13 protein-coding genes and 1 tRNA gene are annotated in these 12,273 nt (G+C 62.1%); 7 read left to right on the plus strand and 7 right to left on the minus strand.

Annotated elements, in window-relative coordinates; genetic code table 11:
• Window positions 1-220: 220 nt before the first annotated feature.
• Window positions 221-565: an FKBP-type peptidyl-prolyl cis-trans isomerase gene (locus JNK99_RS16070; protein WP_291854974.1), complete on the minus strand. Its 345-nt coding sequence runs from the start codon at window positions 563-565 to the stop codon at window positions 221-223.
• Between the two features lie 218 nt (window positions 566-783).
• Between JNK99_RS16070 and JNK99_RS16075 the strand changes: the two genes are divergently transcribed.
• A complete protein-coding gene (locus JNK99_RS16075) occupies window positions 784-1,872 on the plus strand; it encodes an HD domain-containing phosphohydrolase (protein ID WP_291854976.1) in 1,089 nt (362 codons plus the stop codon).
• A complete protein-coding gene (locus JNK99_RS16080) occupies window positions 1,869-2,660 on the plus strand; it encodes a tRNA threonylcarbamoyladenosine dehydratase (RefSeq protein ID WP_291854979.1) in 792 nt (263 codons plus the stop codon). Before JNK99_RS16075 ends, JNK99_RS16080 begins: the two co-directional genes overlap by 4 nt.
• A gap of 41 nt (window positions 2,661-2,701) precedes the next feature.
• Here the strand turns inward: JNK99_RS16080 and JNK99_RS16085 are convergent, their stop codons facing one another.
• Window positions 2,702-4,489 carry a GGDEF domain-containing protein gene (locus JNK99_RS16085; protein WP_291854982.1) on the minus strand — a complete coding sequence of 596 codons (1,788 nt, stop codon included), beginning with the start codon at window positions 4,487-4,489 and terminating at the stop codon, window positions 2,702-2,704.
• 262 nt (window positions 4,490-4,751) lie between these two features.
• Here JNK99_RS16085 and JNK99_RS16090 point away from each other — a divergent pair.
• A tRNA-Thr gene (locus JNK99_RS16090) sits at window positions 4,752-4,825 on the plus strand.
• Window positions 4,826-4,997: 172 nt separating this feature from the next.
• On the opposite strand, the gene JNK99_RS16095 is transcribed toward JNK99_RS16090, so the two are convergent.
• Genes JNK99_RS16095 through JNK99_RS16115 form a run of 5 tightly spaced genes read right to left on the minus strand, consistent with a single transcriptional unit; the run spans window position 4,998 to window position 6,729 of the window.
• Entirely contained in the window at window positions 4,998-5,471 is a 474-nt protein-coding gene (locus JNK99_RS16095) for a hypothetical protein (protein ID WP_291854985.1), read from the minus strand.
• The gene (locus tag JNK99_RS16100; RefSeq protein WP_291854987.1) at window positions 5,468-5,704 is read right to left on the minus strand and encodes a hypothetical protein; all 237 of its coding nucleotides are present in this window, start codon (window positions 5,702-5,704) and stop codon (window positions 5,468-5,470) included. Before JNK99_RS16100 ends, JNK99_RS16095 begins: the two co-directional genes overlap by 4 nt.
• A gap of 7 nt (window positions 5,705-5,711) precedes the next feature.
• A complete protein-coding gene (locus JNK99_RS16105) occupies window positions 5,712-6,056 on the minus strand; it encodes a hypothetical protein (RefSeq protein WP_291854989.1) in 345 nt (114 codons plus the stop codon).
• Window positions 6,053-6,487 carry a DUF5681 domain-containing protein gene (locus JNK99_RS16110; protein WP_291854992.1) on the minus strand — a complete coding sequence of 145 codons (435 nt, stop codon included), beginning with the start codon at window positions 6,485-6,487 and terminating at the stop codon, window positions 6,053-6,055. Before JNK99_RS16110 ends, JNK99_RS16105 begins: the two co-directional genes overlap by 4 nt.
• Window positions 6,484-6,729, minus strand: coding sequence for a hypothetical protein (locus tag JNK99_RS16115; RefSeq protein WP_291854995.1), 246 nt, complete (start codon window positions 6,727-6,729; stop codon window positions 6,484-6,486). Before JNK99_RS16115 ends, JNK99_RS16110 begins: the two co-directional genes overlap by 4 nt.
• Window positions 6,730-7,078: 349 nt before the next feature.
• On the opposite strand from JNK99_RS16115, the gene JNK99_RS16120 reads away from it, so the two are divergent.
• From JNK99_RS16120 to JNK99_RS16135, 4 genes are all read left to right on the plus strand, one after another.
• Window positions 7,079-7,810, plus strand: coding sequence for a DUF1819 family protein (locus tag JNK99_RS16120; protein ID WP_291855002.1), 732 nt, complete (start codon window positions 7,079-7,081; stop codon window positions 7,808-7,810).
• A complete protein-coding gene (locus tag JNK99_RS16125) occupies window positions 7,807-8,385 on the plus strand; it encodes a DUF1788 domain-containing protein (RefSeq protein ID WP_291855006.1) in 579 nt (192 codons plus the stop codon). Before JNK99_RS16120 ends, JNK99_RS16125 begins: the two co-directional genes overlap by 4 nt.
• Before the next feature lie 25 nt (window positions 8,386-8,410).
• Window positions 8,411-12,025, plus strand: a complete 3,615-nt coding sequence (gene brxC / locus JNK99_RS16130; RefSeq protein WP_291855009.1) for a BREX system P-loop protein BrxC — start codon at window positions 8,411-8,413, stop codon at window positions 12,023-12,025.
• A 9-nt stretch (window positions 12,026-12,034) separates the two neighbouring features.
• Window positions 12,035-12,273: hypothetical protein (locus tag JNK99_RS16135; RefSeq protein ID WP_291855012.1), on the plus strand; the 239-nt coding region annotated here is incomplete at its 3' end.

Raw genomic sequence — 12,273 nt, forward strand, 5'->3', positions numbered from 1 at the left:
CGTCCCCGGCCGACGCGGGAGACAGGCGTGACGCCACGCCGCGCGTCGGCGGTGCCGTACTCGCCGAGCGTTGCGCCGGACCGACCGCCGCCGGAGCTGTTGCCGGCCGCTGTCTGCTCGATGCGGCCGGCACTGGCAACCGGCCGGGACTGCCCTGAGCGACCGCCGGCCTGGTCGCCGATTGCGCGCTCGGGGTCTTGCGCGGCCGCCCGGCCATCGCTCAGGCAATATCGAGCAACTCGATCTCGAAGAGCAGTTTGGCATGTGGCGGGATCATCTTGCCTGCACCACGCGCGCCGTAACCCAACTCCGGCGGAATGGTGAGCTTGCGGATACCGCCGACGCTCATGCCGGGAACTCCCTCTTCCCAGCCGGCGATGACATGCCGCCCGTCGAGCGGAAAGCGGAAGGGTTCATTGCGATCGACGCTGGAGTCGAACTTCTTGCCGTCGGCCAGCCATCCTGTGTAATGTACGATGACGTGCTGGCCGGAAATCGCCGTCGGGCCGCTGCCAACGATGATGTCTTCGATCTGCAGACCGCTGGGGGTGGTAACAATGGGCATCCTCAACTCCTCGCTAAGAAAAATCGGGAGTGTAGCCCAGCATTGCGCCAAACGGTCAGCGACATGCGAGGCATCCGTGCCCTGCCGGACCAGTTCATCGCCAAAACCATACTTCGATCGCTCGCCACCATACGACATGACGCGCCGCTGCCATGCCTGCCGACAGCCGGCCGGCTTTCCGTTAAACTCTAGGGCAATGCTTCCCCGGAAGGCTCCCGATGGACGAACAAACGATTCCTGCCGCGCGCGTCCCCGACAGGGACGCCGTGCTGGATTTCGCCGAAGCGCTGCGCGATTATGCGCCAGCCATCGAACGCGATGTCAGCCGGCTCCGACTCACCCCGGGCGATCATGAGGCGATCGGCAGCCTGTTTCGAGGCCTGCACAACATCAAGGGGGATGCGGCGCTATGCCGGGTCGATCTCGCGGTCGCCATGGTCCACCCCATGGAAACCCTGCTCGACCGGGTACGGCGCAATGAACTGCCTTTCACCGCATCCATTGCGGAACTGATCCTGCTACTGCTCGATCGCCTGGAGGTCACCGTCACCCGACTGGCCAGCGGGCAGAACCTCGCGGACCTGCAACTTGGACCTCTGACGCAGGGGCTTGAATCGCTGACTCGCACCAAGGTCAATGAACTTGGCACGCGTAGTTCCGCAGTCATTGAGGCGGTCACCGGCTTTCGCCCGGCCGGTGGCGAACCCGCCTCGGACGATGCCGACCCAGACGCGCGGGCGAACGCTGATCTGCGCTTCTTCCGCATGCTTGCCCACCAGTTCGAAGCCCGCTCGCCCCGTTTCAAGGGACGTACCGCACGCATCGTTCGCCTGGCGCTCGACACCAATCAGCAAGCGGGCACGATAGTCGACCCCCGGCAACTTGAAGCAGCCGTTTATATGCATGATGTGGGCATGATGTTCCTCGAGGAAGCAATCTGGCTGAAGAGCGGGGAGATGAGCGCGGCCGACCGACAGGCACTGCGCAGCCACCCCATGTATGCGGCCGGGATCCTGTCGCGCATGGCTGGCTGGTCGGCCGCCGCACAGATGGTGTCTCAGCATCATGAGACGCCCGATGGAAAGGGCTATCCACAAGGGTTGTCGACGGTCGCCATCTGCCCTGGCGCCCGTCTCCTGGCAATCGTTGACGCCTTCGAATCGGTGATGCTGAAACATGATCACCGCGGGCGGAACCGCTCGGTTCTGCGCGCCATCGCCGAAATCAATGCTTGCGACAAGCAGTTTGCCCCGGAATGGATCGGTCCGTTCAACCAGATCATACATCGCTCGCTGGAATCCACATGAGCCTCGAGCTGCCCGACGTTGCACGTCGCTTCGCCGGTGTGGCGCGTCTCTACGGCGCTGAAGCCCTATGCTGTTTCCGCAATGCTCATGTCGCCGTGGTCGGCATCGGTGGTGTCGGATCCTGGGCAGTCGAAGGTTTGGCCCGTTCGGCGATCGGCCGGATCACCCTGGTCGACCTCGACATGATCGCCGAATCCAATGTCAACCGTCAGATCCATGCGCTCGACGGCGAGTTCGGCAAGGCCAAGGTAAGCGCCATGGCGCACCGCGTGCGCGCCATAAACCCGGAATGCGAGATCGGTGAAATCGAGGAGTTCGTCACGCCCGAGAACGTCGACACCATGTTCGCCACCGGCTTCGACTACGTGATCGACGCGATCGACCAGGTACGCACGAAGGCGGCGATGATCGCCTGGTCGAAGCGACGCACCATACCGCTGATCACTGCCGGCAGCGCTGGTGGCCAGATCGATGCGGCAAGAATTCAACTGGCAGATCTGGCACTGAGCATCCAGGATCCGCTGCTCGCAAGAGTGCGTTCCCTGCTGCGCAAGGACTACGGGTTTACGCGCGAAGCCAGAAAGACGTTCGGGATTCCAGCGATATTTTCGAGCGAACCGTTGCGCTATCCGGTGCGAACCGCCTCTTGCGCACCGCCGCAGGCGCTGGCTGGTCTGAACTGCACCGGCTTCGGGTCTTCGGTTTGCGTGACGGCCAGCTTTGGTCTGCTCGCTGCCGGAGAAGTGCTCAAACATCTGGCCAAGCGAGCGACCGGCGCCACCGCCTGACGTGGCACGGTCCGACGGGGCCGTGCCCGTGAACGCCCCATTTAGCCGATCACCACCCGGTTTTTCCCCGCCTGCTTGGCCGCATACATCGCCTCGTCGGCCCGTTTGATGACCGATGCCTGGGTATCGCCGGCTCGATATTCGGTGACGCCGGCGCTGAAGGTGATCAGCTGTCGGTTGTTGTTGTGCAGGAAGATGCGTCGAGTCAGCTCGCGCTGCAGGCGGATGACCGCTCTTTGTGCGTCTTCGACCGGGGTTTCCGGCAGGACGATGATGAACTCCTCGCCGCCGAAGCGCGCAATGGTATCCTGCGGACGCAGCGTTTCGCGGATGACGGCGGCCAGATGAATCAGGGCGGCGTCGCCCGCGTCATGGCCAAGCGAATCGTTGAGCTTCTTGAAGTTGTCGATGTCCAGCAGAGCCACGCAAAGAGCAGACTGACGCCGCTGCGCCCGCCCGACTTCCTTGTCGAATGCTTCATCGAGCCCGCGGCGATTGAGCGCACCGGTGAGCTGGTCATGACGGACCATGGAGCTCGCCTTGTCGAGCTCCATCTGCAACTCGGCGATGCGCTGCTCTGCGTCGCCGACCCGTTCTCTGGCGGCACGCAGATCATCACGCGAGCGCTGCGCGTTGAGCTGGATGATTTTGGTCTCGCGGATCACCTCGGCAAGCACGCTCTCGAGCTGAGTGATATCCTCTGCCAGGCTGATTCTTGCGGCACACACTTCGATCTTGTCATGGTAGTCCGAGGTCGAATCGGCAAACTCGGCGAGGTGGTCGACGAAGCCGGCAAGCATCTGCTTGAGGCTTTCCCTTGCTTCGTTGAGGCTGTGCTTCAGTTGGCTCTGCTTGAAGATCACTTCCTTCAGCCGGCTTTCGGCGTCGCCAATCGACCGAATGCTCAAAGGACCAGCAACGATATCGCGCACGATGGCGATCTGGCCATTCAGCCAGCGGTCTTCGATCACCAGTTCGCCAACATTCTCGATCAGCAGTTGCAGCAGGTGGAGCAAGCCAGCGCGCAGTTCGGCGCGGTCTTCGGCGAGAACCTCGAGACGAAACGCGAAACGCTTCAGACCAGCCAGCAGGCTTTCGAACGCGCCGCGCGAGTTGGCCGTGCGCACTTTATGCACCAGAGCGCGCGCATCGGCGCCCAGCTCCGGTTCGTTGGCGAGCTGCGAGACGACCGTCGCTTCAAGGCTGTAGGCAAAAATCTCGCGCAATTGGCCCAACAGATCGCTCGACGGACCGGACCCACTTCCAGCCAGGCCGTCAGGGACCAACCCGGCCTCATCCGGGCTGACTGCTCCGGCGTCGGTAAGCTGGATTTCGTCGCCACCGGGTGAATTCAGCGACCAGGATTTGACCAGGCCCTGCAGTCGCCCGAAGAGCAGCACCGCGTTGCCGGAATGACTGGCCAGTACGCGTTCAAGCGCTTCACGTTTGCGACCGACGGTCAGCCCGACGTGCTTGTTTTCCCATTCGCGCAGGAAGTCGGCCAGTAGTTCGTTCCATGGCAACTCCTGTTCCTTGCCGAGTTGCCTGACCAGCTCCGACAGCCGGCTACCGATTTCCTGCCAGTTGCTGCCGCTGAGCGCCTGCTCGAGGCTTCTCGTCAGGCGCTGCTGCGCAGGCGTTTCTTTCGTCAGCGAAGCGAGAAGAGACTTGAACTCGCGCTGCGGAACAGGTTCCACCTGATCACCAGCGGCACCTGCAATCTCGTCGTAGAGCGCCCGGTAGTTGTCGGGGGACGGCGGCAATCGGCGGATCGCCAGCAGACGCAAGGCTTCGCGAGCAATCTCCGAAGGGTTGGACAGGCTTGGCATGAAGTCTCACCGAGAGGGCGGTTGGCGCATTCTAGCAGTGGGTCGACCGCTGCGAAAGAACGGCGAGGCGACATCCGGACCCGGCACCCGAGAATTGGTCGGAGGGAATTCCCTGTGTCCCGAACTGGCGTCAAGGAGATTTCCACCCATCAGGTCGGAGCAAACAGCGGCGCAGCGAACAAACGAACAGAACACGCCGGGCCGTTGCAGAATGGGACAGTGTCCAGCAGGTCGGATATAATCGCCAACGCAGGCAGTTCGGGCCCCCGTAGCATGAAGGTCGTGCAGTTGATTTGTAATCATCAGGTCGTGGTTCGATTCCGCGTGGGGGCACCAATAAATCAGTTAGTTACTATATTTCTCGGGCGGATTTTTTCGTCCCTGTTTCCTGTGTACCCTCTGTGTACCCGTTTTCGAGCAATGCGGATGCACGACGGCGGGCAGACTGGCGTCGATGCCGAACGTTTCTCGGTCGATTACAGGTATCGCCACGTCGAACTGGAGCAGATCAGAGTGACGTTGCTGCCTGATTGGCAGCAGCAGCGCTCGCGTCAACCCAGGTGATCGCTGGGTCCGTGTGCTCCTGCTCGTCGTGTTCGCTCGCAGGATGGCCAGGCGCATAGGCCCCGGCTTGCGACCTTGGTTCGAACACATTGCCGTGCAGATCCTCTAGCACGTCGCTCAGGAGGCTCTTGTTGCCCCGACGGGACGGATGCATCGACGCCGCAGCAAGCTGCGCCTCGAATTCACTGCCGCAGTAGGTCACACCCTTCTCGGTTCGCGGCCTGTCGGTCGGCTTCATCGGCACCAGCAGGATCACGAAATCCCCACGGGCCTTCGCTTCTTCAACCTGCGCCTCGTAGGCTGTCCAGTCCTCGGCTGGAGCATCGTCGGCCGGTTCGCAGAACATGCTGACCCGCCGCCGGGGCTTGGGCAGCAGGACGTCTTCCAGTCTTGCGAGGCGACGTTGCAGGGCGCTCACTGCAGTACCTGCTCGGGCAGCAAAAGCACGCGGCAGGGGCGTTGGACAGTGGCGGCGATCGCTTCGGCCTTCGACCGCTCGATGAAGTCGTCTTCGGCCTCGTCGGAGCGGCGGTCGACGATCTGGTCACCGCTGACGGCGCGAACAACCTCATCGCCATCGCTGCCGATGATGCGGCGGATGATGATGGCGACCTGGTTCGTGTCCGGGCGGGACGCCTCCAGCTTGAGCATTCGACGTTCAAGCGAATTCATTGCACTGCCCCTTTGGGTAGGAAGGACACGCGGCGGTTGGTAGCGCCTCGTGCCGTTGAAGAATCGCATCCCATTTCGCCGATACTGCGCCGTCGCCTTGCCACTGCCGATAGTTCGAGGATGTTGTCTGCTGCACCTCGTCCTGACGGTCGGTCGCCGCAATTCGCCCGGCCAGCCAGTCACGAAATGCGACCAGACTACCGAAGTCGGCCAGCATTTCGGTGCGGCTCGTTCCCATTTTCTTGAGCGAGATGTCGACGTCGCTCCCCACGCCATTGCGCTCCCTGATTTCTTCCAGCTTGCTCAGCCGGCGTTCGAGCGGTCCGCTCACTTCTTTTCTTCCAGTGCACTGATGCGCTGCTCAAGCTCCTGCGTCTCCAGAGCCTTGCGTCGCGCTTCGACGATAACGGCCAGAGTCGCGGCCTCGCCGGGCAGAAGGTCTCCGGCCGCCACTGCTTGCAGGATGGCGTCCTGCGCTTCAGCGATACCCTCGGCAGATCCCGTATCTGGCAAGGCCAGGAAGATCGGGCGCTCCTTGACCACTGGAACCAGCCGCTCGATCACCAGCCGTGCAGCGCTCATGTCACCTCCCTTCGCCAGTTCCACCACCTTTCTGGCGATCGCGTCGGCACCTTCCTCCATCGCCGCCAGGGCGACGAGGGTGATGCGGTTGCGGCTTCCCCTCGGTCGCCCCTTCGGGTTGCCCGACTGGCCGGGTTTCCAGCCGGGGCGCAGGCTTTCGGCGCTTCTCGTTTCGTTCATTCTCTGTACCTCGACGGTGTTTTTTCAGTGCTCTGTTGTTCCGTGACGCTCACGAAACCATACCGCCTGCCGATTTCCGCCCAGGCGTGCTGTGCAGAAAGTCGGGCGGATTCTGAGGCTCCGACGCGTCCCAGGATCGCCAGCAGCGCCCGCAATGGCGCGTTCTGCTGATCGCCGATGGCGTCTCTCACAGCTTGGCTGTCACGCATCCGCTGTGCGCGTTTCCGCTCGGCGGTAGTCATCGCTTGATCGCCCTGAGGGGGACGGCCACGCTTTATGCCTGCTGCCTTCTCGTTGGCGATCGTATGCTCCCGTGTTTATTCGTGATGGTCACGATAATAGCATAGCCGGCACACCCTGGTGAGGCACCTGTCAGTTGCGGATGGTCAGGAGAGCGACCGCAGTGTCTTCGCGACGCGAGATGTTGGGCGGCCGCTCGCGCCCAGGGCCAAAAATGGTGTCGGCGCGCGGACCACCATCTCCGGGCGATTTCACTTGGACCCAGGCTCTTCCTGTGAACCTGTTGCCGGTCATCATGCACGGACTGCCTCGCTGGGGCAGAATCTTTCCGGTGACGGATGGGTTCCCTCGATGTGGCCGTTCAACGTGTATCCCCTCGCTGTCGCATCAGCGCGGTACGGCCGCCTGTTCTGTTCCCGTACAATGACGTGTGAAGCTATGCAAAAATCATTACCCGGGCTGAGAGACCTGCCGAATGGGAATGTAATGGGACTCTACAATGCGGAAATTTCGGCAGGTTCCTTGATGTTGCCTGAAAGCCGCAGGATTGCTGGCCTGCTCCTGACCAGTCCTTCCCGCGAGCAGTGGTGCGCTGCCCTCAAGCTCGACAACCTGCTGCAGAAGAAGACCCCGGCAACGGCCCATCGCCAGGCACAGTTGATCCGCAAACGCCTGGAGACTCTGGAGGAGGAGGGGTTGAAGCTGATTGCCACCGGTTCGCAGGAGGTCGCGACGCAGCTCTTGTTTGCTGCCTCCATCAAGCACAGCCGCATCTTCGCCGACTTCCTGCTTGACGTGTACGCCGGAAAGCTTCGCCGGCTCGAGCAGAACCTTTCTCCCGCCAAAGACTGGGACGCCTTCATGGCGGAATGCGTACAGCGCGATCCCGAGCTTGCGAATCTCAGGGCTTCCACCAAGGCGAAGGTGTTACAGGTCATCCTGCGCGTTCTCGCCGAAGGCCGCTATGTCGATTCCACCAAGACATTGCGGCTGACCCCGCCTCACCTGCACCCCGACGCCGTCAGCTACCTCAAGCGCCGCGGAGAGACCGAGGTGCTTGCCACCATGGACATGACCGGATGAGTCACGACCTCAACGAACGGCTCAACCAGCTACTGCCCAAACTGACTTCGCCTGACGTGTTGGCCAATCGAGGTTCCGGCGGGGAGATCGGATTCTGGATCTTCGACTACTCGCCCGAGGACGAGATGGCCGTGCGGACTTTCCTCCGGGAGGTCGTTTTGCCGACACTGGCCAGGCATCAGCCGACGATCCGGGTCGCAGCGGTCAATCTCTTCGACCTCGTGATCGGCCTGCTGAACGAGCGCAAGCTGCTCGACAAGGCGATCGAGATGCAGCGCACGCAAGGTGACGTCAAGACACTCGAATCGCTACGCCGTGTCCTCAAGGAGGACAAGCTCGCCCAACGGCTGGTGGCCCAGCACGACATCGCTAAACTGGATCTGCTCATTCTCTGGAACGTCGGCGCCGTTTATCCGATGCTCCGTACCCACACGCTGCTCTCGGCACTGCATGCCCACATGAAAGACAAGCCGCTGGTGATGTTCTATCCCGGAAAGTACGATGGCTATTCCTTGCGTCTCTTCAGCCGGTTGAAAGACGACCACTACTACCGCGCCTTCCGTCTCGTGTCCTGAAACTCCCTTTCCGGAACAACCAACAATGAAAATCAGGGGTCTCTTCACCAAGCCGATCGACCGCCCGATCAATGGCGTCATCAAGGCCGACCAGCGCGACGCCGAGAGCATCTGGCAGGAACTCGACGAGTACGTCGTTACAAAGCAACTAACGGAGTATTTCCGCCGCTTTTTCGACGCCTTCCTCGCTGCCGCCGACAACCCGAAAGACCCCGTTCTCTCGGCGCGCATGGCCGTCTGGGTCTCGGGCTCCTTTGGCTCCGGCAAGTCGCACTTCATCAAGATCCTCTCCTACCTGCTGGAGAACATCGAAGCAGTCAACCCGAAGGACGGCACCACCAGGCGAGCGGCGCAGTTCTTCGACGAGCACAAGATCAAGGACGCGATGCTGCTCGCCGATGTTCAGCGTGCGGTGCAAGGCAGCTCCAACGTGATCCTGTTCAACATCGACGCCAAGGCCGACAGCAAGGATGAACGCGATGTCATCCTGCAGGTTTTTCTGCGCGTCTTCAACGAAAAGCTCGGCTACAGCGGCGACGCGCCGCACGTCGCCGAAATGGAGCGACACCTCGTCAGCAAGGACGCCTACGAGACCTTCAAAGCTGCCTTCGCCGAAAAGAACGGCTCCACCTGGGACTCTGAGCGCGACGCCGTCGATTTCCTGCGTGACGACGTGGTGTATGCCCTGGCCAAGGCGCTCAAGCAAAGCGCGGACTCCGCCACCGCCTGGTTCGACAATGCTCGCGAGACCTACCGGATCAATATCGAAGGGCTCGCCAGGCTGATTCGTGACTATCTCGCCAGCAAGCCGGCCGGGCACCGGATCGTCTTTCTGGTCGATGAAGTCGGCCAGTTCATCGGCAACAACACGCAGTTGATGCTCACCTTGCAGACCATCGCCGAGCAACTGGGGACGCTGTGCCAGGGGCGTGCGTGGGTGATCGTCACCAGTCAGGAAGACATCGACGCGGCGATCGGCGAAGCCAACAAGGCTAGGTCGCAGGACTTCTCCAAGATTCAGGGGCGCTTCCACACCCGTCTGTCACTGGCCAGCTCCAATACGGATGAAGTCATCGGCGAGCGCCTGCTGGCCAAGACCGAAGCTGCCCACGTCGCCCTGCGCGACCGCTTCGAGCAGAAGGGCGACATCATCAACAACCAGCTCGCCTTCGTCGGCAATTCGGTCACGATGAAGAGCTACAAGGACTCGGCGGAATTCGTCGCCTGCTACCCGTTCGCCCCGTACCAGTTCGCGCTGCTGCAGAAAATCTTTGAATCGATCCGCAAGGTCGGCGCCACCGGCAAGCACCTCTCCAAAGGCGAACGTTCGCTGCTCGACGCCTTCCAGTCCGCCGCCGTTCTCAATGCGGAGCGGGGAATCGACGCGCTGGTCCCGCTCTACGACTTCTACCCCTCGATCGAGAGCTTCATCGACACCACGGCCAAGCGCTCGATCGACGAAGCGCCGGGCAACGCTGCGCTCGAGCCCTACGACGTCCATCTGCTCAAGGCGATGTTCCTGATCCGTTACATCCCGGACATCGTCAAACCGAATATCGACAACCTCGCCACGCTTTGCGTCAACGAAATCGACGCCGACAAGCTGGCCCTCAAGCGCCGCATCCAGGAAAGCCTCGCCCGGCTCGAAAGGCAGCGACTCGTCAGCCGCAATGGCGATCTCTGGTTCTTCCTGACCAACGAAGAGCGCGATGTCGCCCGCGAGATTGGCCACGTCGCCGTCTCTGCCAACGAAAAATGGCGGCTGCTCAGCGAGCTGATCTACGACGACATCCTCGGCGGGCAGACCAAGGTGCGCCACAAGGACACCAAGGCCGACTACGAATTCAACCGGCTGCTCGACGGCGCCCCGTGGAAGAACGCCAGCCATCCGCTGAGCCTTGAAATCGCCACGCCGCTCGGCGACGACTACGAACTGCTCAGCGAAGCCAAGTGCATTCTGCGCAGCTCGGAATCGGGTGGCCGGGCGCTGATCCGGACCGCCGAAGGCGAACGGCTCGACATCGAGCTGACCCTCTACCTGCAGATCGAAAAGTACATCGACAGTCCCAAGGCCAGCACCGCTGCCGCATCGCTCAAACGCATCCTGTCGGACCGCAAGGACGAAAACCGCGAGCGTCGTGGCCGCATCCTGGCGCAATTGGGCGAACTCATGGTCACCGGCGACTTCTATGCGCTCGGCCAGAAGCCGCAGATCAAGGCCGCGAGCCCGACCACGCTGCTCGACGAACTGGTCAATTATCTGATTTCCAACACCTACAGCAAGCTCCCGTATCTCAAGGTACGGCAGGCTGACCCCATCGCCGAAATCAAGGCCGTCCTGGCCGTCGATACGATCGGCCAGCAGGGACTCAGCCTGAATGGTGCAGAAGGCAACCACCTCGCCATCAAGGAACTGCGCGACTACCTCCACCTCAAGGCCAGCAGCGAGCGCGTCCTGCTCTCCGACATCGTCGATCGCTTCACCGGCATCCCCTGGGGATGGAAGCCGGAGTGGGAGGTGGTGCTGCTGGTTGCCCGACTGTTCATGGCCGGCGAGATCAAGCTGATTCGCGAAGGCGACGATCTCGACCCGAAGAGCGCCGTCGACCCGCTGACCAAATCGGTTCGCTTCAAGCAGGTCTCACTCCTCAAGAAGAAGGTTCCGGATGCTGCCGCGCTCAAGCGGGCGCGCGATCTCTACAAGGAAATCTTCGCCAGGATTGCCCGCGAAGACGCGGACGGGCTGGTCGCGGATTACCGTGCGGCCCTCGGCGACTGGCAGGCCGAGCTCAAGGGCTGCGTCCAGACCGCCGCGATCAAGCACCATCCCGGCAAGGACGTGATCGACACCGCCGTCACCCGCATCGGCAAGCAGCTCGCGATCCGCGACGCCTTCGAGTTCATCGAGGCGATGCTGAGCGCGAAAAGTACTTGGCTGGACACCAGCGACGACATCCATGACGTCGTCAGCTTCTACAAGACCCAGCTTCCGACCTGGCGCAAGCTGCTCGAAGCGCTGGCCGGCTTTGCCGACAACCGCGAAGTCTTGCAGAAGATTCCGGCCATCGCCGCCTCGCTCGGCGAGCTGAAGTCCATCCGCGACAACCCAGCGCCTTACGGTCAGATCCCGCGTATCGAAGCGCTGATCAGGACGGTTGAGGCCGCCAACGAAGTTGAAGCGCAGCAGAGGCGCGAACGCGCCCTCCACTCGATCGACGCCAAGATCGGCGAGGTCATGAAATCTCTCGATCAGGTTCAGCCGAGTGCGGATCTGCGCAACAAGGCGTTGCGGCCCCTGCAGGAGCTGAAGACCCAGGTCGCCGGGCTGACCAGCATTCCCAGGATTCTGTACCTGCAGGGGCAAGCCGGCGATCTGCTCGACGAGGCGATGGTCGTGATCGAGAAGGCCAGCCAGAAGCGCGCAACGGTGTTGAACGATTCCGGTAACACGACGACGCAAAAGGTCATGACCACAGGCGTCAGCACCGCAGCACCCAAACCTGCGAAGGTGATTCGGGCAGCAGACCTTTCACCGACGATCTATCTGGAAACCGAAGCCCAGGTCGAAAGCTACGTGGGCAAACTCAAGGCCGAGCTGCTCGCCGCCATCAAGGCCGGCCAGCGCGCCCGCATCCAGTAAGAACAAACCATGAACAAGGCCAGACTCAAGACCTACGCACCGCAGGCGCGGCGGGACTTCATCGCCGCGGTCGAGGCGCGCGCCCATCTCCTCGGGCTGTCCGGGATGGGCGGCACGCTCGACATCGCGCCCGGCGAGCGGAAGGGCGACATCGCCGTCATCGCCGGTCAGGCATGGCCGGCGAAGGTGCACGAACAGCGCGAACGCCTGATCAGGCGGATGCAGAAGGACGGCTTTGCGCAGACCGT

The sequence above is a fragment of the Accumulibacter sp. genome, from assembly GCF_016789985.1.
GTDB lineage: Bacteria > Pseudomonadota > Gammaproteobacteria > Burkholderiales > Rhodocyclaceae > Accumulibacter.

Bases quoted from the DNA above. Each gene is read 5' to 3' on its own strand.
- JNK99_RS16070 (WP_291854974.1), bottom strand. From the start codon at position 565: ATGCCCATTGTTACCACCCCCAGCGGTCTGCAGATCGAAGACATCATC.
- JNK99_RS16075 (WP_291854976.1), top strand. From the start codon at position 784: ATGGACGAACAAACGATTCCTGCCGCGCGCGTCCCCGACAGGGACGCC.
- JNK99_RS16080 (WP_291854979.1), top strand. From the start codon at position 1,869: ATGAGCCTCGAGCTGCCCGACGTTGCACGTCGCTTCGCCGGTGTGGCG.
- JNK99_RS16085 (WP_291854982.1), bottom strand. From the start codon at position 4,489: ATGCCAAGCCTGTCCAACCCTTCGGAGATTGCTCGCGAAGCCTTGCGT.
- JNK99_RS16100 (WP_291854987.1), bottom strand. From the start codon at position 5,704: ATGCTCAAGCTGGAGGCGTCCCGCCCGGACACGAACCAGGTCGCCATC.
- JNK99_RS16110 (WP_291854992.1), bottom strand. From the start codon at position 6,487: ATGAACGAAACGAGAAGCGCCGAAAGCCTGCGCCCCGGCTGGAAACCC.
- JNK99_RS16115 (WP_291854995.1), bottom strand. From the start codon at position 6,729: ATGACTACCGCCGAGCGGAAACGCGCACAGCGGATGCGTGACAGCCAA.
- JNK99_RS16120 (WP_291855002.1), top strand. From the start codon at position 7,079: ATGTGGCCGTTCAACGTGTATCCCCTCGCTGTCGCATCAGCGCGGTAC.
- JNK99_RS16125 (WP_291855006.1), top strand. From the start codon at position 7,807: ATGAGTCACGACCTCAACGAACGGCTCAACCAGCTACTGCCCAAACTG.
- brxC (WP_291855009.1), top strand. From the start codon at position 8,411: ATGAAAATCAGGGGTCTCTTCACCAAGCCGATCGACCGCCCGATCAAT.